Annotated in this window: 20 protein-coding genes; 7 read left to right on the top strand and 13 right to left on the bottom strand. The window is 64.2% G+C overall.

Annotation, left to right across the window (positions count from 1 at the left end):
- Positions 1-2 precede the first annotated feature (2 nt).
- Both C484_RS03905 and rsmA read right to left on the bottom strand, forming a co-directional pair.
- Entirely contained in the window at positions 3-1,181 is a 1,179-nt protein-coding gene (locus tag C484_RS03905; protein ID WP_049915017.1) for a mechanosensitive ion channel family protein, read from the bottom strand.
- A 102-nt stretch (positions 1,182-1,283) separates the two neighbouring features.
- A complete protein-coding gene (gene rsmA / locus C484_RS03910) occupies positions 1,284-2,228 on the bottom strand; it encodes a 16S rRNA (adenine(1518)-N(6)/adenine(1519)-N(6))-dimethyltransferase RsmA (RefSeq protein ID WP_006824668.1) in 945 nt (314 codons plus the stop codon).
- Positions 2,229-2,355: 127 nt separating this feature from the next.
- Between rsmA and C484_RS03915 the strand changes: the two genes are divergently transcribed.
- On the top strand, positions 2,356-2,817 hold the full coding sequence (locus C484_RS03915) for a response regulator (RefSeq protein WP_049915018.1): 462 nt from the start codon (positions 2,356-2,358) through the stop codon (positions 2,815-2,817).
- A gap of 80 nt (positions 2,818-2,897) precedes the next feature.
- Here the strand turns inward: C484_RS03915 and C484_RS03920 are convergent, their stop codons facing one another.
- Genes C484_RS03920 through C484_RS03930 form a run of 3 tightly spaced genes read right to left on the bottom strand, consistent with a single transcriptional unit; the run spans position 2,898 to position 4,230 of the window.
- A complete protein-coding gene (locus C484_RS03920; RefSeq protein WP_006824670.1) occupies positions 2,898-3,494 on the bottom strand; it encodes a DUF655 domain-containing protein in 597 nt (198 codons plus the stop codon).
- A 45-nt stretch (positions 3,495-3,539) separates the two neighbouring features.
- The gene (locus C484_RS03925; protein WP_006108447.1) at positions 3,540-3,896 is read right to left on the bottom strand and encodes an RNA polymerase Rpb4 family protein; all 357 of its coding nucleotides are present in this window, start codon (positions 3,894-3,896) and stop codon (positions 3,540-3,542) included.
- A gap of 25 nt (positions 3,897-3,921) precedes the next feature.
- Complete coding sequence (locus C484_RS03930) at positions 3,922-4,230, bottom strand: 50S ribosomal protein L21e (protein ID WP_006108446.1); 309 nt, start codon at positions 4,228-4,230, stop codon at positions 3,922-3,924.
- 154 nt (positions 4,231-4,384) lie between these two features.
- Here C484_RS03930 and C484_RS03935 point away from each other — a divergent pair, with 154 nt between their 5' ends.
- Positions 4,385-5,554 (top strand): cystathionine gamma-synthase, encoded by a 1,170-nt coding sequence (locus tag C484_RS03935; protein ID WP_006665970.1) that lies wholly within the window; start codon positions 4,385-4,387, stop codon positions 5,552-5,554.
- A 27-nt stretch (positions 5,555-5,581) separates the two neighbouring features.
- Here C484_RS03935 and C484_RS03940 read toward each other — a convergent pair whose 3' ends face one another.
- Positions 5,582-6,628, bottom strand: a complete 1,047-nt coding sequence (locus tag C484_RS03940) for a terpene synthase family protein (RefSeq protein ID WP_049915034.1) — start codon at positions 6,626-6,628, stop codon at positions 5,582-5,584.
- A gap of 105 nt (positions 6,629-6,733) precedes the next feature.
- Here C484_RS03940 and C484_RS03945 point away from each other — a divergent pair, with 105 nt between their 5' ends.
- Entirely contained in the window at positions 6,734-7,417 is a 684-nt protein-coding gene (locus C484_RS03945; RefSeq protein ID WP_006824672.1) for an MBL fold metallo-hydrolase, read from the top strand.
- A gap of 30 nt (positions 7,418-7,447) precedes the next feature.
- Here C484_RS03945 and C484_RS03950 read toward each other — a convergent pair whose 3' ends face one another.
- Complete coding sequence (locus tag C484_RS03950) at positions 7,448-8,578, bottom strand: RNA ligase (RefSeq protein WP_006824673.1); 1,131 nt, start codon at positions 8,576-8,578, stop codon at positions 7,448-7,450.
- A 228-nt stretch (positions 8,579-8,806) separates the two neighbouring features.
- On the bottom strand, positions 8,807-10,741 hold the full coding sequence (locus tag C484_RS03955) for a beta-CASP ribonuclease aCPSF1 (protein WP_006824674.1): 1,935 nt from the start codon (positions 10,739-10,741) through the stop codon (positions 8,807-8,809).
- A gap of 381 nt (positions 10,742-11,122) precedes the next feature.
- Between C484_RS03955 and C484_RS03960 the strand changes: the two genes are divergently transcribed.
- On the top strand, positions 11,123-11,605 hold the full coding sequence (locus C484_RS03960; protein ID WP_006824675.1) for a hypothetical protein: 483 nt from the start codon (positions 11,123-11,125) through the stop codon (positions 11,603-11,605).
- 6 nt (positions 11,606-11,611) lie between these two features.
- Here the strand turns inward: C484_RS03960 and C484_RS03965 are convergent, their stop codons facing one another.
- Complete coding sequence (locus C484_RS03965; RefSeq protein ID WP_006824676.1) at positions 11,612-12,277, bottom strand: hypothetical protein; 666 nt, start codon at positions 12,275-12,277, stop codon at positions 11,612-11,614.
- 141 nt (positions 12,278-12,418) lie between these two features.
- Between C484_RS03965 and nucS the strand changes: the two genes are divergently transcribed.
- Complete coding sequence (nucS, locus tag C484_RS03970) at positions 12,419-13,243, top strand: endonuclease NucS (protein ID WP_006824677.1); 825 nt, start codon at positions 12,419-12,421, stop codon at positions 13,241-13,243.
- Positions 13,244-13,358: 115 nt separating this feature from the next.
- Here nucS and C484_RS03975 read toward each other — a convergent pair whose 3' ends face one another.
- Positions 13,359-13,817, bottom strand: a complete 459-nt coding sequence (locus C484_RS03975; RefSeq protein ID WP_049915019.1) for a YbhB/YbcL family Raf kinase inhibitor-like protein — start codon at positions 13,815-13,817, stop codon at positions 13,359-13,361.
- A gap of 169 nt (positions 13,818-13,986) precedes the next feature.
- On the opposite strand from C484_RS03975, the gene C484_RS03980 reads away from it, so the two are divergent.
- Positions 13,987-14,457, top strand: a complete 471-nt coding sequence (locus C484_RS03980; RefSeq protein WP_006824679.1) for a DoxX family membrane protein — start codon at positions 13,987-13,989, stop codon at positions 14,455-14,457.
- A gap of 99 nt (positions 14,458-14,556) precedes the next feature.
- Positions 14,557-15,084 carry a GNAT family N-acetyltransferase gene (locus tag C484_RS03985; protein WP_006824680.1) on the top strand — a complete coding sequence of 176 codons (528 nt, stop codon included), beginning with the start codon at positions 14,557-14,559 and terminating at the stop codon, positions 15,082-15,084.
- Positions 15,085-15,108: 24 nt separating this feature from the next.
- Here the strand turns inward: C484_RS03985 and mutS are convergent, their stop codons facing one another.
- The 3 genes from mutS to gvpO all read right to left on the bottom strand — a co-directional run bounded on the left by mutS (position 15,109) and on the right by gvpO (position 19,126).
- Positions 15,109-17,814, bottom strand: a complete 2,706-nt coding sequence (gene mutS, locus C484_RS03990) for a DNA mismatch repair protein MutS (RefSeq protein ID WP_006824681.1) — start codon at positions 17,812-17,814, stop codon at positions 15,109-15,111.
- Positions 17,815-17,879: 65 nt separating this feature from the next.
- The gene (locus C484_RS03995; protein WP_006824682.1) at positions 17,880-18,239 is read right to left on the bottom strand and encodes a CHY zinc finger protein; all 360 of its coding nucleotides are present in this window, start codon (positions 18,237-18,239) and stop codon (positions 17,880-17,882) included.
- A 227-nt stretch (positions 18,240-18,466) separates the two neighbouring features.
- Positions 18,467-19,126: a gas vesicle protein GvpO, halophile-type gene (gvpO, locus tag C484_RS04000; protein ID WP_006824683.1), complete on the bottom strand. Its 660-nt coding sequence runs from the start codon at positions 19,124-19,126 to the stop codon at positions 18,467-18,469.

The raw sequence follows: 19,126 nt of genomic DNA on the forward strand, positions 1-19,126 counted from the left end.
GGTCACTGCTCCTCCGGCGAGGTCATCTGATACTCCCGCGATGCCGTGTCGGTCGTCTTCGACGTGTTATCACCATCGCCGATCCGAACAGTGGTCTGTTCGCGACTCGAGAGTTCACGCTGGGGGTACGGAATCCCGATGTCTTCGTCGTCGAAGGCTTGCTTGATGGCGTTGATTGCGGCCGTCTGTGCCTGCCAGCGGCGTCTGGCACTCGGCTTGTCGATCCAGAAGCGAACGCCGAGGACGATCGACGAGTCGCCGAATCGCTTGGTGACGACCTGCGGGCCGGGTGCAGAGAGGGTCAACTCGAGTTCGTCGACGGTCGATTCGGCGAGTTCGGTGGCGCGTTCGATGTCGGTTTCGTAGTCGACGCCGACCTCGACCTCGATGCGGAGGCGGCCGCGTCGCGAACGGTTCGTCACCGTCCCCGCGGAGATGACGTCGTTGGGGATCATGATGTACTCGCCGTCGAACGACCGAATTCGGGTATTGACGATGGAGATGTCGGTGACGATCCCTTCCTCGTTCTCGACTTCGATCCAGTCGCCGATCTCGAAGGGGCGGGCGAACATCAGGACGAATCCGGCCAGGACGGTCCCGAGGGTCTGTCTGGCGGCCATACCGACGACGATACCGAGGAAGCCGGCACCGACGAGGAGGCTGCCGAGATCGTCGACCCAGACGCCGAGGATCACGATGAGCGCGATCGACCAGACGATCACCTGCGTGAGTCGGCGAGTGATCTCCCGCTGGTGGTCGGTCACGGCCGAAGCGGAGTCGAGGACCTCCTCCAGGACACGTCTGAGAAACCGGACGACGATGAACGTGCTGACGAGGAGGATAAACGAGATGATAACCTGTGCGACGACTTCGCCGCCGATATCGAGTTCGCTGTAGAGTCTGTGGACCTCGCTCGTCTGGCCCCAGACGCCGAGGACGACCGATAGCGACAACACACAGGTCCCTGTCAGGACGACGGTCGACGCAATATCCCCGTAGAGCGGCCGACTCCGCTCGCAGATCCACTGCTGGAGTCGCCGGTAGGAGAGTAACACGGCCAGCAACAGGCCGGCCGCGACGACCGTCACGAGGACCTTGAGTTCGGTCGCCTCGAACGTGTCCGCGAGCCAGTCGAATCCAGGCCCCGATCCGGTTCCGAGAAGCCCCACATCTACAACCATAGGATGCTCGTCTCTGATTCTCTCGTCACCGAAGGTTTGAGTATCCGTCGGTCAGTTCGTTTCGCGCCCGATTTGGACACAACTCGTGACTATCCGTTCGGCCTACTCGTCCCCGCCCTCGGGCGCGCCAACGTCGCTCGCGAGTTCAGCGAGCGCTGCGAACTCGGCGGGTGCCATCGCGTCGGCGCGTTTTTGAAGCAGGTCGTCGTCGGCTGCGTCGACAACCATCTCGGGAGCGTCGAGTCCGGAGATGTGGGCCGTGTTTCGGATCGCGTTTCGAATCGTCTTCCGGCGCTGGGTGAACAGCGCCTTGACGAACCGGAGAAAGAAGTCCTCGTCGGCGACTTCGTAGTCGGGCTCACGGGGACACAATCGCACGACTGCACTTTGGACCGCCGGCGGCGGCGAGAACGCCTCCTTCGGAATCGACTCGACAAGTTCGGCGTCGGCGTAGTGCTGAGTCGATACCGATAGCCGGCCGTACTCAGACGTGCCGGGCTCGGCCACCATCCGCTCGGCGAACTCCTGTTGGAACATCAAGACGAGCGGCCGTCCCTCCGGAAGCAAGCGAAACGTGATCTCGCTCGAGACGCCATAGGGAAGGTTCGACACCGACGCCGTGAACTCGGGGAGGTCGACCTCGAGCGCGTCGCCTTCGATCACGGTCAGTCGCCCGGCATCGATCTCGTCGCTGAACTCGGTGCGGAGGAAGGATGCGAGTTCGCTGTCGCGTTCGACGACGGTGACCTGGTCGGTTTCGGTGCCGAGTTCGAGGAGGCGATCGGTGAGTGCGCCGGTGCCGCCGCCGATTTCGAGGAGGTGGCTGGTGTCGATGGTGTCGGGAGCGGTCTCGGTCTCGGTTGCGGTCGCGGTTTCAGTGGGAGTTGTGGTGGCCTCGGTACCGGTACGGGTGGTTCTCTCGGGATCGCAGTCCGTCAGATAGGTTGGCAGTCGGTCGAGGACGCGGTCGTCGACGAGAAAGTGTTGATCGCGGTCCGGATCGCCGCGGACGCCTGCGCGGGCGATCAGTCCGTCTGGATCTCTCATTGCTGGCGCTATGGGGAGAGATGGTGTAAACGCACCGTCTCGAGTCCGGGTCGGTTTCCGTTCGCCGATGTGCTCGGCAATGAGAATGAATCCTCGTTGTTTTACCCTCCCGCGCAAATGTAGGTGTATGAGTTTGGATGTGGAGGATGAGCCGATCGAAATTTTGCTCGTTGAGCCCAGTCCTGGTGACACTCGGCTCTTCACGGAATCGTTCAAGGATGCAAGCCTTACGAACAGCGTGCATACGGTTTCGGACGGGGAAGAAGCACTGGATTTCGTTCATCAGCGCGATGCCTACAGCGACAAGCCACAACCCGATCTCATCCTACTTGAACCGCAATTGCCGGGGACGAGCGGGTTCGATGTCCTGTCTGAACTAAAAAACGAGGAGGCGTTGTGCGACATTCCGGTCGTCGTTCTGACGAGTTCTGATGTGGGGGAGAAGATCGTCAAGTCACACGATATTGACGCGGAACACTATCTCCAGAAGCCGGTCGAGTCGGACGACTTCATCGAGTTCGTTCAGTCGGTCGAGAACTTCTGGTTGACAATCGTACAGCAGACGACGCCGACGCAGGAGCAGGGGTGAGCTGACGTCCCGAGAGGCCGCTTTCAGGGTGAGAGCGGGTGAGTGGGGAAGGGTGAAGGGTGGAAGTCGTCAGTGGTTCGTCAATGGTTCTGTTCCTGTTCGTGGCGACCGACGAACGTCTGGTATTTGAGATCCTCGTCGCGCAGTTCCTGGATGATGCGTTCGACGATGATCTCGTCGGGATCGTGGAGACCGGAGACGCGTTCTGACAGTTCCTCGAAGCTCTCGAAGGGTTTTCGCTTTCGTTCGTCGAGGATGCCGTTGCGGAGTTTCTTCCCGATCCCGGGCAACAGGTTGAGTTGGTGGAGTCGGAGCGTAATCGGCTGGGCGTCGTTGTAGAAATCGACGAAGCGCTGTTCGTCTTCCTCGACGAGGTCGGCGACGACGTATTCGAGTTCGGACTGTGCTCCGGAGGAGAGGGCATCGTACTCGACGCGGTTGGCTTCGGTGACGATATCGCGTTCGGCTGCGGGTTCGATGGCGACTTCGCTGCCGATGGTGAGGCGTTCGTCCTCGTCGAAGGCGACTTCGTAGAGGCGAAAGTCAGTGGTGTCGAGTGCGTACCCGGCGGGTGACTTCGCGTACTGCGGTCGGCCGTCATCGGAGAGCCCGTGTGCGAGGTAGTCCAACACGACTGCGCGCCGAACGTCCGTCCCGTCGCTATCGACTTCGCTCATTGTCATGTGATACGGGGACGGCGTACTTAAAGAGTCGGCCCGCTTTCAGGCGTATTGTGCGACGACATTCAGAATGTCGTCGAGTTCGTCTCCGGACAGCGAATACCGTTGCTGTGCGTACACCGATCGGAGTTCGTCCCGGTTGCGCGGGAGGAGGTTGGCGATTTTGTACGCCGTGGCTTCGTCGACTTTCTCCAGGTCCTGGAGGTCGTCGACGAGGGTCTGTGCCTCCTCTGGCTCGAGGACGGTGAACTGGTTGACGTGGTCGATCGCCCGAGCGAGTTCGTAGGGCAGTTCGCGGTCCTCGTCCAGTGCGCGGTCGGCTTCGATGTCGGCGAGCAGCTCCTTCGTTTCCGAAACCGTCAGGAACTCCTCGTCGACGATCTCTTTGAAGATCGTCATTGTACGTGTACGTTGTACCGACGGTTCAGACGCGCTCTTCGGAGCGATCCTGGGCGCGCATGTGCGCTGCGGTGACGATGAGCGTCTTGTTCTTGCCACCGTCGTTGATCTCGACTTTGAAGGCGTCGCCCTGCGTCCCGACGACTTCGCCGGTGTGACCGTCGAAGCGCGGGTGGAAACGACCCTTGTGGATGCTTGGGTCGATCTTCAGGTGGACTTTCTCGCCGACCTCGTAGTCCTGAATCGCTCGCTGTGGCGGCGACGCACCGCGGTCTCGCGGATCGTTGGATAATTTGTTCCGGGTTCCCTGACGAGGGCCATTAGATTTCGGCATAGTCGTACGACCGTCTTGACCGGTGATGGTTATAAAACGCACGTCTTCCGCTCCGCTCGGTCGTCACTGACACGGGCCACCGATGGCGGCGCGAACCGGTCGTCACCGGCGCGGGTCCGCAACAATAATCCGCGCAGGCAACACGTACCGCAGTATGGATACCGACGACGATCAGTTCCGGATCGAAACGCGGTCGATTCACGCCGGCCAGGACCCCGACGAGGAGACGGGCGCGCTGATGACGCCCATCCACGCGAACTCGACGTACGAGCAGGACGCGCCCGGCGACCACCGGGGCTACGAGTACTCCCGGACCGGCAACCCGACGCGAACCGATCTCGAAGCCAACCTCGCGAGCCTCGAAAACGCCGAGTACGGCCGCGCGTTCGCGAGCGGAATGGCCTCGATCAACACCGTCCTCAACCTGCTTTCGGCGGGCGACCACGTCGTGACGGGCAACGACGTCTACGGTGGTACCCACCGCATCTTCACGCAGGTGTACGAGGACTACGACATCGAGTTCAGCTTCGTCGATATGACTGACCTGGACGCGATCGACGCTGCGTTCCGGGACGAGACGGAACTACTGTGGCTCGAGACGCCGACGAACCCGCTCCTGTCGATCGTCGATATCGAGGGCGCGGCCGAGATCGCCCACGACCACGACGCGCTCTGTGCGATCGACAACACCTTCGCCACGCCGTATCTCCAGCAGCCGCTCGACCTCGGGGCGGATATCGTTTCGCACTCGCTGACCAAGTATCTCGGCGGCCACTCGGACGTGGTCGGCGGCGCGCTGCTGACCGACGACGAAGCACTCGACGAGCGCTTTGGCTTCTACCAGAACTCCGTGGGCGCGACGCCCGGCCCCTTCGAATCGTTCCTCGTCCTCCGAGGGACCAAGACGCTCCCCGTCCGGATGGAACGCCACTGCGAGAACGCCCGTGCCGTCGCCGAGTGGCTCGACGAGCAGCCGGCTGTCGAACGCGTCTACTACCCGGGTCTCGAATCCCATCCCGGCCACGAAATCGCCAGCGAACAGATGCGCGACTTCGGCGGCATGCTGAGCTTCGAACTCGACGCGAGCTTAGAGGAGACGAGCGAAGTCGTCTCGAACACCGAGGTGTTCACGCTCGCGGAGAGCTTAGGCGGCGTCGAGAGCCTGATCGAACAGCCCGCCCCGATGACCCACGCCACCATTCCGCGCGAGGAGCGCATCGAGGCCGGACTCACTGATGGACTCGTCCGCGTTTCGGTCGGAATCGAACACGTCGACGATCTGATCGCCGATCTCGACCAGGCGATCGAGTCGGCGCTCCGATAACTCGCGGTCGACGCAGGTGCATTCGCCTCAGGTCGCGTTTCGAGTCGCGATATGTGACCGCAGGATCGTCTCGAATCCATCGAGATAGCCAGCCAGATCAACGCTTTCGAGTGACTTCTCGAACCGCGCTGCGTCGGCACACTCCACGCGCCACTGATCGAGGAAATACTCTTCGACGGTCGAGCTCTCGATTGCGCGAACGACCGCGCGGAGCGCGTCGGGATTCGGATCGGTACCGAGAGCCCGCAGTTCGGTCGCGGGGACGACGTTCGTTTCGACGGCGCGAACGACGACACCAGAGCTGTAGTCGCCCTCGCCGAGTTCACGTTTCCAGGTGGCGAGCCAGTTGCCGATCCGAGCCATCCGCTGGGTTCTGTCGAGGGCCTGCCGGAGCGAAGACAACTCCTGGACATCGAACGTCGGCGCGTTCGCCAGATCGGTGTCGGCGTGGACGAACACCATCATGTTGTAGGCGTCGTATCGCCAGAGTTCGTGCTCCGAGACGAGTTCAGGGCTGTGGTTTGCGAGGGCGGAGTACTCGATCGCGGCGAGAACCTGACGCACGTCGAAACGGAGTTGCTCGCTGAACTCGTGTGCGCGCGGGCTGTCATCGTATAGCCTTCGAAAGCAATTCCAGACGTCGATTCCGAACCGGACGATTTTCCCGTCGACGGCGGGATGGGACGGATCCGCGTGCTGGTGATCGAAGGGGACGTTCGCCAGTTCGGCGAACGTTTCGCGGTCGCCGTGGCGTTCGGCGACGTCGTCTGCGACGGTGATGAACAGCGTCGAGAGGAGTTTTGCGATCCGAACCTGTCGCGTCCGATCGGTGTCGACACAGGAGAGCCGAAAGGCCGGGAAAGCGTTGTAGAGCCAGTCCCACTGCGCTTGGTCACGATCTGCGACGACGTCGTCGTATCGCTCGAGTAACTCGGAAAGGGAGTCGGGAAGCGACTGCCGAGCGACGTCGATAGGGTCAGTTTCGATATCGAGTGTCGGGAACTCGTGGTCGTCGTCACGGTCGGGTTTGGTTCCGATGGCAGCTGTGTAGCGCTCGCCGTCCTGATCGCCCATGGTATTTCCACTAAGAATACCCGTAAATTGGTTGTGTTTCTGTCGTTTCGTCCGCCGCTCCGACCCCGTATCCATATTATCGGAGAGCGAGTAGTTCCGCGAACGATGACGAACGATCCCGGGTTGCATGCACTCCCGAGCACGGTCGAGTTCGGCGGACGCGAACTGACGATTACCCCAGCGGTCGTCGAGACCGAACGCGGGTTGGTCCTGTTCGATGTCGGTCCTGCCGATTCCGGGGCTGTGAACGCGCTCGAAACGCATTTGCGGTCGCTCGAGTACGATCTGTCAGATATCTGGCTGGTCGTCCTCACGCACCACGACGGGGACCACGCCGGCGCGCTCGTGACGCTGCTCGACCGGACCGACGCGGTCGTTGCGGCCCACCGCGAGGAGGTCCCCTATATCACCGGTGATCGGGCTCCGATCAAGAGCAGCGGCGACCGGTATCCGCCGGTTGCGGTCGACATCGCGCTCTCGGCCGGCGTCCGATTCCCAACGCTCGCCGGGCCGATGGACGTTCTCGAGACGCCCGGTCACACGCCCGGCCACATTTCGCTTTACTTCCCCGAAAGCGCATTGCTCGTTGCCGGCGATGCCCTCGTCGCAGACCGCGAGGCTCCCCTTTCGGGTCCCAAGCCGCGGTTCACGGCCGACATGGACCGGGCGCTCGAGTCAGTCGCTGAACTCGGGACACTCGAAATCGACCACACGCTGTGCTATCACGGCGGCTACGTCGAACAGGGTGCCGAACGCATTCGAGAAATCGCAGCCGCGGCGCGCGAGTAGTCGGTAATCGCTTCCACAGCGCTGCACTCGTTATTCCGTGACGACGTGGCCCTCGAGATAGTTCCGAGCCGTGTCGTTCGTCGCGGGCGTTCGCTTGCGAAACGTCAGTACTCGATCCCCGTCCTCGCGACGGTCGTCCTCGATGTCTATCTCGAGTCCCTGGCCGCGAAGGTGGGTGAGAAGGACGTCGATCGTCTCGGGACTGGCACGCACCGTGTGGCGCTCGCCAACCGTCCCGCCCTCGTCGATCGTCGCGATGGTCTCTCGCATCGACAGCAGTATCGCCTCCCCGAGTTCATGAGCGCGCTGCCGGGCGGCCTCATCCGACTCGTCCCACTCGACGGTCTGAAACCCCTCCCGGATGAGTCGTCGGAACATGAACGGCCGCCCGTAATCGAACGGCAGCGAGAACGCGTACGCGAGGTCCGATTTCGTCGACGCCGAGGTCGTGTACTTCAACTGGGTCCGCCCGTCGGGCGATTTCATCACGACGCCCTCGCGGTGCTGTGCGTCCAGGTCGCGGATACACGCATCGACCGTCTCAGGCGCATCGTCGACCGCGACGAACTCGAACAGCGGCGTCTGCGGGATTTCGAAGCGCTCGTAGCGCGCCCGCCGTTCCTGGACCGGCAGTGGGTCACCTGTTTCGCGGTCGCGCCAGTCGAACGCACGAAACGCAATGGAGTCGACGCCCGGGTAGTCGTGTGCCGTGTAGGGGTTTTCGGGGCCGATCATCTCGCCACAGACCATCGCCATCGGGTATGCATCGAACACGTCGGCGAGATCGACCAGTCGGTCGAGCATCCGCGTCGTGAACGGACAGACCATTCCGCTCCTGGAGAACGCGAGCACGTCGCCGTCGATTCGTGCGACGCGGACGTTATAGCCGTTTAACTTCTCTTCGACTGCGATTCGATCGTACTCGTCGAACTGCGTCGGAACGCCGGTCGAGAGAACGAGCGTTCGCGGCACCTTCGGAAACCCGCGGACGACTTCGCCGTCGATCAACACCGTCCCGCGTTCGATCCCGCGACGGGCATCCGGGAGGTGACGGTACTCCTGGCCGTCGTAGTTTCGCTCCTCGAGGTGCGGTTCGAGGCCCTCGAAAGCGGCTTCATCGATCCCGAGCGCTCGATGATACTGAGACGCGAACTCGTCCATCGGTACTGCTACGTGGCGAACCCAAATAGAAGCGTGCGAACCGTTCGGATCGGCCGAACTACCACTGCGGTAGAAAATCACTCGCGAACGACGGCGTCGAACCGGCGACCCGTTGCAGTTCTCTTTTCACTCTCGTTCGTTCCCGCTCCAACTCTCCAGAAGCGACGAGTTCAGGTGGAGCCGATGAGAGCGTGACTGGAGCCCGACCGGAGTCCGACGAAAGACCGATCAGAGGAACCGGAACGTTTCCAGATTCTTCGGTGCGAAGGTCCGCATGTTGTAGTCGTGGTAGAGCGCCGAGGAGAGGTCCTGCGCCGAGCGTTCGTCGCCGTGAACACAGAGTACCTTCTCGGGGCGGGGATTCATCGTCTTGACGAAGTTCTCGAGTCCCGCGCGGTCGGCGTGGCCGGAGAACCCGTCGACGGTGTCGACGTCCATGTTCAGCGTGAGCGTCCCGCGACTGTTGTCAGAGCCCATTGCGCCGACTTCGCTGGTCGGAATCTCGTCCCAGCCGTTCTGGATGCGTCGGCCGAGCGTTCCCTGCGCCTGGTAGCCGACGAAGACGAGCGTCGAATCCGGGTCGGGACCGATGTGGCCGAGCCAGGACATGATCGGCCCGCCGGTGACCATCCCCGACGTCGAGAGGATGATACAGGAGTCGCCGTCGGCGACGTCCTGGCGCTCCTCCTCGCCGCCGTCGATGTGGTTGAACTCGTCGGCGAGGAAGGGATTTTCGTCGTCGTGGAAGATACGGTCTCGGAGGTCGTCTCGCAGATATTCGGGGTAGGTGGTGTGAATCGCCGTCGCCTCCCAGATCATGCCGTCGAGGTGGACCGGCATGGAGGGGATGTCGCCCTCGCGCATGGCCTCTTCGAGGACGAGCATGAGCTCCTGGGACCGGCCCACTGCGAAGGCGGGGATGACGACCTTGCCGCCCTGCTCGTAGGTCTCGTTGATGACCTCCTTGAGTTTCTCCTCGGAGTCCGCCTGGTCGGTCTGGTAATCGTTCCGACCGCCGTAGGTCGACTCGAGGACGAGCGTTTCGACGCGCGGGAAGTCGTTGACCGCGCCGTTGAACAGGCGGGTGTCCTCGTAGTGAATGTCGCCGGAGAACGCGACGTTGTAGAGTCCGTCGCCGATGTGGAAGTGCGAGACGGCAGAACCGAGAATGTGGCCGGCGTTGTGCAGCGTGAGTTTGACGTCCGGCGCGATGTCCGTCACGTCCCCATATTCGAGGGGGATGCAGTGTTTGATCGCCTCGCGGACCATCTCGGAGTCGTACGGTGGCGTGCGCCCCTCCTTTGCGGCGACATCGAGGTAGTCGAGCGTGAGCAGCCCCATCATGTCCCGCGTGGGCTCGGTACAGTAGATCGGGCCGTCGTAGCCGTACTTGAACAACAGCGGGATGAACGCAGAGTGGTCGAGGTGGGCGTGCGTGAGCACGACCGCGTCGATCGTCTCCGGACCAGCGCCGAACGCCTCGGGCGCGTGCAGGTACGGCACCTCGCCTTCCGCACCCGGCTTGTCACCGCAGTCGACGAGGATGCGCGTCTCCGGCGTCGAGAGGATAAAGGACGCGCGGCCAACCTCGCGACAGCAGCCAAGCGTCGAGATGCGTACGTACTCGTCGTCGGACATCTCCTCGCGGTGGATCTGCCGGCCGACCTTCTCTAGGATGTCCCGGCGCTCGTCGCGCTCCTGCTTGAGGAAACTTCGAACGTTCGAGACCGTCGAGGACTCGATCGGCGGCGTCCGAACGACCTCGGGCGTCCAGCCGACGTTCTTCGTAATGTCGCGCAGCGTCGACCCGTGGCGGCCGATCACCATCCCCGGCTTTTCGGCCTCGATGACGACCTCGCCGGTATCGGCGTGGAAGTCGAGGTCCGTGACGCCCGCGTCCTCCGGGATCACCTGCATGATCTCCTCGCGGGCCTCGTTCGGCCGCGAGAGGACGCTCGGATCCGGTCGAACGGTGATCCGCTTGCGAAGCTTACTCGCAAGCTTTCGGATGAGGTCACCCTGTTGGGCAAACTCCTTGGGATCGCGCGTATAGACGACCAGTTCCGGGCCTTCGTACTTCACCGAGGAGACCGAGATATCACTCGGTAACTCGCTCGTGATCTCTGCTTGCAAATCGTCGAGTTGCTGCTCTACAGTACTCATAATCGCCAGATGTGGCTTGCGTGAACTCGTCGCCCGGGAGTATGATCCGGGAAGTCGCTGTCACAGCCGTCCGATCCACCCCACGCCACTGTCGAACTCGTGTGGGTGAGTGGTGAGACCGATACCGACAGAGACACCAACGACGGAACCGACGACACCGCCGCCAATAGCGACACCACGGTCCGCTCCCGTGAGACAACGCAGTCTGCGTCGTATCTCGGATCATTCGCTGTGACATCGTCCCATGACGAACATACTCCCAGGTCGGTTATCCTGGTCACTGCGGGAAGATTCCAGGGAGAACCCGCTTACCCGAGGCTATTCTTTGCGTGGTATAAAAGCCTTCGCAAAATCCAGGATGACGCCACCCGTAGTAGGCGTATGCACCTCACACCGGCCCGCGTCGCCGACGAACGAGACTGGATTCGCACCCGCGACGATACCATCGTCCCGCTCATCAACGACATCCGCGACGACCTCGGCACCCACTTTGATACCGATGTCGATCACGTCACGACGTCCCAGTACCAGCAGGCCGTCGACACCGTCTTCGCGGACGGCGACCTCGCCGTCAACGTCGCCGCCATGGTCGCACTGCTTCGTGAACTCGACGTCCAGGACGACTACCCCGGCTTCGTCGTCGACGAACTCCTCGGTCGCGAACTCGCTGCAACCATCGCCGGCACGCAGCCCTTGCGAACGCTCGGCGAGGCGACCTTCCACTACGCGGATATTCACGTTCACGGCGACCCGGACCAGAACGCGGGCCTCGACGACCTCGACGCTGCCCTCGCGGCCGGCTTTCAGGAGCGACTCCCGGGCTGGGACTGGACCGAACGCGACAGTCCGTTTCGCGTCGAGTGAGGCGACTTACTCGCTCGAGTTCGAGTTCGTCTCGCCGTCCGATTCGGACTCCTCGTCCGTCTCCGAGTCCGTGCCCGTCGTCGATTCGTTCTCGCCGCCGCTTTCGCCGTCGTTCCCGCTCTCGCCGTCCGAGTCGCCATCGGACGCGGACTCGTTTCCAGTCCCGTTCGCGCCCTGTCCCTGGGCCTGCTGGAGGACGAGTTCGTATTCCGAGCCGGGAAGCAGCGCGTCAACCTCCTCGGCGCGGAGCAACTCGACGAGGCGGTCGTCGGGGCCGTCGACGAGGAACGCGCCCTGTTCGGCGACGGCCGCCTCGAGCGAGACGTCGTCGTCTTCGAGCATCGCCGACTCGAACTCGGCGGAGCGCTCCTGGAACAGCTCGGTTTGTCGTTGTTGGTACAGAGTCTCCAACTCCTGTCGGGTCGCGTCCTCGCCGGCTTCGTCCCTGACCTCCTGCTCGAGCGCGACGAGGTCCTCTCGGGCGGGCTGAACGGAGGCGGTGATCCCGTCGGCCGGATCGATATCAGGCTCCATGCCGGTTTCGAGTTCGAACTCGGAGTCCCCATCGGACTCGTTTTGTAGCATATCGAACTGGCTACAGCCCGCGAGCGATGTCGTCGCGCCGACGCCGGTCAGTTGCAGGACGCGGCGTCGCGTTGTGAAATCGGTCACGGGTCAGTAATGGGCGAACGAACGGAAGAACCCCTCGCAACCGCTTGGCGCTGTGCGGGTGCCGCTCGGTTGAACTGCACTCGGCGCTCGCCTCGAAGTCGGTCGCGGCGCTTTTATCCGCAGCTTCGCTAGAAGTCGGCAGTGACCCACAGCCAGCAGGACCAGGAGTTACACGCTGTGACGCTCGAACAGCCCACGCTTGCGGCCGCCTGCGACGCTATCGCGGACGGAATCGACCGCGAAGCGCTCGTGACGGTCTTCGGTCGCTGCACCGTCGAATACGACGGCCGGGCCTCGAGCACGCTCGACGCCGGCGACCGCCACGTCATGCTCAAACCGGACGGTGCTGCGCTCGTCCACACCGACGAGGGCCAACAGCCGGTCAACTGGCAGCCGCCGGGCTGCGACCACGAGGTCTTCTGCGAGCAGCGAGACGCCGATGCCGACCGGAGCGACGCCGCCGAGACTGCGGGAGGGACAGCCACGGAAACGGAAACGGAAACGGAGATCCTCACCCTCGAAAGCGTCCGTTCTACGCCCGACGAACGCCTCCTCGTGCGCTTTCGGAACGTCCTGCAGGTATCCGCGTTTTCGGGCACCGACGAAACCGAACTCGCCCTCTCTGGAACGGAAGAGGATCTCCGCCAGCGGCTCCTCGACGAGCCCGACCTCCTCGAGCCCGGGTTCACGCCGCTCGCGACCGAGCGCGACACGGCCGCCGGCGCGATCGACATCTACGGCGAGGACGACGCGGGCCGCACGGTCGTCGTCGAACTCAAGCGCCGTCGCGTCGGCCCCGATGCGGTGAGCCAACTCCGACGGTACGTCGACGCGCTGGGGCGGGACCTCCACGCCGACACCACCGTCCGGGGCATTCTCGTCGCCCCGTCGGTTACCGACCGCGCCAAGCGACTGCTAACCGAGCACGGACTCGAGTTCATCTCGCTGGAGCCGACCGCCGCGTAGTTCACGGGTCCGCCGTAACTCGGGTTCGTGTCTCGTGTCTCGTGTCCCGTGTCCTGTACCCCGAACTCGTGACCTGAACCCGTGATCCGCCGCCTCGACTCACACGAGAATCTGTTCAGACCGGGTACGTCCCTTCGAGCGTCGTCGTCTCGATGACGCGACCCGCCGCCGCGGATTCGAGGTCGTCGGCGTCCGCCTCCGCCTCGAGGTCGAGCGGCGACTCGAGCGCGAAGAGCCTGAACCGGTAGGTGTGTTCCCGGTCGGGCGGGTTCGGCCCGCCGTAGCCGCGCTCGCCGAAGTCGTTCGTTCCTTCCCCGACATCGGCGTCGGGGTTCCAGTCCTCCGGAATCCTCTCCCGCTCGGGCGAGATATTCCAGACGATCCAGTGGTCCCAGACTTTCCCGGCCGGTTCGACCGCGTCCGGATCGTCCACGACGAGCGCAAGGGCCTCGGCCTCGTCGGGGACGCCGCCGAACTCGAGCGGCGGGTTGACGTTCGATTCGCCGTAGCCGTACTCCTCGGGGATCCGATCGCCGTCCGCGAACGCTGAACTCGTGAGTGTAAATTCTGGCACAGTGATCACCGCCTGCCTCGTGCGAGGGCAGGCCTGTATGCGCTTCTTCGACGGCATCCGGGAAAACGTTACAGGGGCCGTTTCGGCGGAGTCCTGAGACGATCACCCGCGGATGCCCCCTGCCATTGCTACGTCGAGTTCTAACCGTCCGCGCCCGTCCGTTCGAGACATGACTCTTCAATCATGGTTCCAGTCGAGTAGTGACGGCGACCGGGAGGCACCCGCCGAGCCCGTCAAAGTCGAGCCGTCGGCCGAGACGAGTTGGGTGTTCCGCTTCGGTCGCGCGCTCTTCGGCGGCATTCTCGCGTTCAACGCGCTCGACAACCTCTGGAATCTGGACGAGCGGATCGCCTACGCTGAGGCCAAAAACACGCCGCTGCCCGAGTACACGGTTCCGGCCACGAGCGGCGGCCTGCTCCTCGGCGGCATCGGCGTGGCCCTGTGGCGACGACCGTCCGCGGCCGCGGCGCTGATCGCCGGCTTTCTGGTCAGCGTCACCCCAGTGATGCACGACTTTTGGAACCTCGACGATCCCGAGGAGAAACAACAGCAACTGATCCACTTCCTCAAAAACACGGCGCTGTTCGGGGCGGCGCTTGCGTTCCTCAGGTTCGGCCGCCGGAACAGCTCATCCAGCTAACCGTTTCCCACCATCCGCGGAAGCCGGACGGTGAGCGATAGTCGCCAACGTATCGGCGTATCCACAATCGCTTTGGAACGGCGCACTCATCGCCACCACATGGCACAGCCGCTGACGATTCGCCGCTACCAAGCCGGTGACGGACCGCGAGTTCAGGCTGTCCACGAGGCGGCCATGCGAGATGCCGGCGCGTACGTCGAGGGCGTTCCGGATGACGATCTCGAGACGATACCGGAAACGTACCTCGAGACGTCGGGGACCTTTCTCGTCGGCACAGTTGACGAAGAGCTCGTCGCCACCGGTGCCTTGCGCCCCGTCTCGGAGACGACCGTCGCCGCGAAATACAGCGCCACCCCGCCGGACTCGACGGTCGAACTGACTCGGCTGCGAGTCGCGCCCGAGCACCAGCGGCGCGGCTATGGGCGGCGGCTCACCGCTGCCCTCGAGCGCCGAGCGCGAACGCGCGGAGCGACGGCCATCGTTCTCGATACGCTGTCGATCCAGTCCGCCGCGCAAGGACTGTACGAGACGCAGGGATTCGAACTCGTCCACCGCGAACCGATCGAGCAGTTCGACGACGGAGTCGATCTCCTCGTCTATCGAAAAGAACTCGTCGAGAGCGGATAGGTGGGTCGGAGGATAGACTGTCTCTCACTCTTCGAGTAACCGCTGGAGACGGTCGAGTTCGGTCAGTGCGTCGACGGGGGTGAGGTGGCCGACATCGAGGGCGCGGAGTTCGGCGGCGACGTCGGCGGGGAGTTCGCCGCCGTCGGCGTACTGGGTGGCTGCGGCGTCGGCGGTGGGCGCGTCGTTCTCCGCGGGCGTCGCTTGCTCGACGAGTTCGCGCGAGCGGTCGACGACGGCCTCGGGGACGCCGGCGGCGGTCGCGACTTCGACGCCGTAGGAGCCGGTCGCCGCGCCGGGTTCGATCTCGTGGTGGAAGACGACCTCGCCGTCGGTCTGGTCGACCGCGAAGTGGAGGGTGAACGCGGCCGGAAGATCGTCGGCGAGTTCGGTCAGCGGGTGGTGGTGGGTCGCAAAGAGGGTGGTCGCGCCGACCTCGTCGTGGAGGTGTTCGGTGATCGCCTGCGCGATGGCGAGGCCGTCGGCGGTCGAGGTACCGCGGCCGACCTCGTCGAGCAGGACGAGCGAGCGTTCGTCGGCGTCCCGGAGGATGGTCGCGAGTTCGTCCATCTCGACCATGAACGTCGAGCGCCCGCCGGCGATGTCGTCGCTCGCGCCGACGCGGGTGAAGATGCGGTCGACGGGCGTGAGCCGCGCCGATTCCGCGGGCACGAAGCTCCCCACCTGCGCGAGCAGGACGATCTGGGCGACCTGGCGCATGTACGTCGATTTCCCGGACATGTTCGGTCCCGTGATTACCGCGAGTCGCCGCTCGGGGGAGAGACGAGCCCCGTTCGGGACGAACGATTCCTGGGTTCGTTCGACGACCGGGTGGCGGCCGCCCTCGATATCGATTTCGAGGCCGCCATCGGCCGCCTCGCGGTCGAGGATTTCCGGCCGACAGTAGTCGTACTGGGCGGCGACGGTCGCGAGCGAGACGAGGGCGTCGAGGGTCGCGAGCGCGTCGGCCAGTCGCTGGACGCGTTCGACTTCGTCGGCGACGGTGCGGCGAACGTCGCAGAAGAGTTCGTACTCGCGTTCGTCCGCGCGTTCCTCCGCGCCGACGATTTCGTCCTCGCGCTCTTTGAGTTCGGGCGTGACGAACCGTTCGGAGTTTTTCAGAGTTTGGCGGCGCTGGTAGTTTTCCGGGACTGCATCGAGGTTGGGGTTCGTCACCTCGATGTAGTAGCCGTGGACGGAGTTGTAGCCGACCTTGAGCGAGTCGACGCCGGTGCGCTCGCGCTCGCGAGCCTCCAGGTCGTCGATCCACTGTTTGCCGTCGCGGGCGGTTCCGCGGAGGTCGTCCAAGTCCGCATCGTAGTCCTCGGCGACGATGCCGCCCTCGGTGATCTCGATCGGCGGATCGGCGACGATGGCATCGTCGATCAGGTCCCGCACGTCGGCGAGCGGATCGAGTTCGTCGCGGAGGGCGGTCAGCCGGTCGCAGTCGGCGTCGGCCAGTTGATCGCGGAGTTCGGGGACGACGGCGAGGGTGTCCCGAAGTGACCGCAAGTCCCGCGCGTTCGCCCGCTCGCGGGAGATGCGTCCGATCAGCCGTTCGAGGTCGTACACGTCGCGAAGCAGTTCGTGGCAGTGCTCGCGCGTCTGGACGGAGCCGGTCAGCTCCTCGACGGCGTCGTGGCGCGCCTCGATTCGGCGGGGTTCGAGCAGCGGTCGGCGGAGCCAGTCCCGGAGTTTGCGGCCGCCGAGCGCGCAGGCGGTCTCGTCGAGGACGCCGACGAGCGTGGCGTCCTCGCGGCCCCGGACGGCCCGCGGCTCGAAGAGTTCGAGGCTGCGCAGGGCGACGGCGTCGAGCAGGAGATACTCGCGGGGATCGTAGCGCGTGAGGTGGGTGAGGTACTCGAGGCGGTCGCCCTGGCTTTCGCCGGCCGCGACCGGCGAGTCGGCCGCCTCGTCGCGCTCCGTCCCGTCGCCGCGCTCGCCCTCGTGTTCGCCGCCGCGGGCGTACTCCGCGTAGGCGAGCAGGGCTCCGCAGGCCCGGATCTCGGCGTCGCTCGCGAGCAGCGCGTCCGGATCGCCGAAGTAGCTCGAGACAGTCTCGCCCGCACGGTCGCGGTCGAACGCACGGTCGTCGAACGGCGTCACCATGCACTCCTCCGGCAGCACGTCGGCCGGCGCGTCCGGCCCGACGACCGCCTCCGCGGGCCCAAAGCGGCTGACTTCGTCCGCGATGGCCTCGTCCGAAGCTGAACTCGTGGCCAGGAAGTCGCCGGTCGAGACGTCGAGGAGGGCGAGCGCGAGTTCGTCGGCGGCGGGTCGCGTGTTCGCCCCGCGGCCGCGGGCGATCGCTGCGACGAAGTTGTTGTCGTCGCTCGCGAGCAGTTCGTCTTCGGTGAGCGTTCCGGGCGTGACGATCCGCGTGACCGCGCGTTCGACGACGCCGGAGGTTTCGCCGGGTTCCTCGACCTGATCCGCGACGGCGACGCGGTAGCCGGCCTCCAGTAGCTCTTCGATGTACGATTCGGCGTTGTCGATCGGGATGCCGGCCATCGGATACTCGCCGGTGCTGTCCTCGCGGCTGGTCAGCGCGATTTCGAGCAGGCGCGCGCTGCGTTCGGCGGCCCCGCAGAAGGTTTCGTAGAAGTCGCCGACCTGAAAGAGGACGATCGCCTCGTCGTAACGGGCACAGAGATCGTGGTACTGACGCATCATCGGCGTCAACTCGTCGCGTTTCTCGGCCATCGCGTCGGGCGGGCCAAGCGCCGGGTCCATACTGTGAGGTCGGCCGCCGGACGCTGAAATAGCTTGCTGGACGCGTCGATCTCTTCCCTCGGCGATCAGCCGTCGGTGTCCCCGGTGTCGGCCTCCCCGGTCGCCGTCTCGAAGTACCGATCCGCGTGCGCCTCACAGCCGGGATTGAAGGAGGCGTCACAGTTCGGACAGCGATACGCACACGCAAGATACGTCGGGACGGTAAACGCGGAGTCACAGGCCCCACAGCGGACTGACGGCTCGTCGAACCGGTTCCGTGGCCACGGGATCGCCTCGTGGTCTTCGACGGCTTCGTGACAGCGAAAACAGGGGTAGTACGCGTCGCAGCAGTCGAATCGGAACGAGACGATATCGCGGTCGGTGTGGTAGTGCCCACACCGCGTTTCGGGACCGACATCGACGCCGCGGACGGGGAGCGAAGGCACGAGTTCAGTCGAGCGAACGACCGGACAGCACTTCGAGATTGTGGTTCGTGAGTCCGAGAGCGGCCTCCGGGAGCCGGATCCGGGGGCTGGATTCCGGGTTTAGGTGGGTCGAGAGATTCTGGGTCCGGGTGTCTTGAGAGCGAATGTAGTGTGGAATGGCAGTCGCTACTCGGCAGCGTGGACGGCCGTCAGGTACCGGGTTGGCATCGGTCCCCGACTGCCGGGGATCACTCGAACACGGTCGTATCGCCTCGCCGGTATCGGTCGAGGCGTCGATAGCCCTGGACGACGCCGTCCGTATTGAGGTCGATCTCGTACCGGCCGAGCACGTCCTGCGTGTCCGGGACCGCCGAGCGCTCGACGACTTCGACGACGGCACACCAGCCCTCGTCGGTCGGCGAGATTTCGCTGACGCCGTCGAACTCGTGACCGATGAGTTCACCGGCGGTCGAGACGACGGTTCGGCGGATCGCGAGGATGCCCTCGATTTGGTCGGTGTCGACATCCGATTCGGTATCGATGTCGAGTTCGTCGGTATCGACGGCGTCGGGGTCGGTTGTTTCGTCGCTGGCCATCTCAGAGGTGGGTTGTGAGGTGTCGGTTTGGTGCGGTTGTTCTTGTTCGTGTCCCTGTTCTTGCTCCTGGGCCTGGTTTTCCTCCTGTGATTCTTTCTGCTGGTCTTGAGCCTGCTCCTGGTCCTGGTCTTGAGCCGGCTCTTGGTCGGCATCCTGTTCCTCGGCTGCGTCGTCGGCTTCGCTCACGGTGGGATCGCTCTCGTCGTGCTGGAAGCAAAAGCCGTCGTCCTGGGCCGGCCGCGAGCAGCGCTCGCCGTCCGCGGTGAGCGCCTTGCACTGTGTCGTCGCGTTCGCTGTCTCGGCGTTGGCCAT

The organism is Natrialba taiwanensis DSM 12281, from assembly GCF_000337595.1.
GTDB classification, from domain to species: Archaea; Halobacteriota; Halobacteria; order Halobacteriales; family Natrialbaceae; genus Natrialba; species Natrialba taiwanensis.

Excerpts from the sequence above, each read along its gene's own strand:
- C484_RS03985 (WP_006824680.1), top strand. The coding sequence starts at position 14,557 with ATGGCACAGCCGCTGACGATTCGCCGCTACCAAGCCGGTGACGGACCG.
- C484_RS03905 (WP_049915017.1), bottom strand. The coding sequence starts at position 1,181 with ATGGTTGTAGATGTGGGGCTTCTCGGAACCGGATCGGGGCCTGGATTC.
- C484_RS03935 (WP_006665970.1), top strand. The coding sequence starts at position 4,385 with ATGGATACCGACGACGATCAGTTCCGGATCGAAACGCGGTCGATTCAC.
- C484_RS03950 (WP_006824673.1), bottom strand. The coding sequence starts at position 8,578 with ATGGACGAGTTCGCGTCTCAGTATCATCGAGCGCTCGGGATCGATGAA.
- C484_RS03920 (WP_006824670.1), bottom strand. The coding sequence starts at position 3,494 with ATGAGCGAAGTCGATAGCGACGGGACGGACGTTCGGCGCGCAGTCGTG.
- gvpO (WP_006824683.1), bottom strand. The coding sequence starts at position 19,126 with ATGGCCAACGCCGAGACAGCGAACGCGACGACACAGTGCAAGGCGCTC.
- C484_RS03915 (WP_049915018.1), top strand. The coding sequence starts at position 2,356 with ATGAGTTTGGATGTGGAGGATGAGCCGATCGAAATTTTGCTCGTTGAG.
- C484_RS03980 (WP_006824679.1), top strand. The coding sequence starts at position 13,987 with ATGACTCTTCAATCATGGTTCCAGTCGAGTAGTGACGGCGACCGGGAG.
- C484_RS03960 (WP_006824675.1), top strand. The coding sequence starts at position 11,123 with ATGCACCTCACACCGGCCCGCGTCGCCGACGAACGAGACTGGATTCGC.
- rsmA (WP_006824668.1), bottom strand. The coding sequence starts at position 2,228 with ATGAGAGATCCAGACGGACTGATCGCCCGCGCAGGCGTCCGCGGCGAT.
- C484_RS03925 (WP_006108447.1), bottom strand. The coding sequence starts at position 3,896 with ATGACGATCTTCAAAGAGATCGTCGACGAGGAGTTCCTGACGGTTTCG.
- mutS (WP_006824681.1), bottom strand. The coding sequence starts at position 17,814 with ATGGACCCGGCGCTTGGCCCGCCCGACGCGATGGCCGAGAAACGCGAC.
- C484_RS03930 (WP_006108446.1), bottom strand. The coding sequence starts at position 4,230 with ATGCCGAAATCTAATGGCCCTCGTCAGGGAACCCGGAACAAATTATCC.
- C484_RS03940 (WP_049915034.1), bottom strand. The coding sequence starts at position 6,628 with ATGGGCGATCAGGACGGCGAGCGCTACACAGCTGCCATCGGAACCAAA.
- C484_RS03955 (WP_006824674.1), bottom strand. The coding sequence starts at position 10,741 with ATGAGTACTGTAGAGCAGCAACTCGACGATTTGCAAGCAGAGATCACG.
- C484_RS03945 (WP_006824672.1), top strand. The coding sequence starts at position 6,734 with ATGACGAACGATCCCGGGTTGCATGCACTCCCGAGCACGGTCGAGTTC.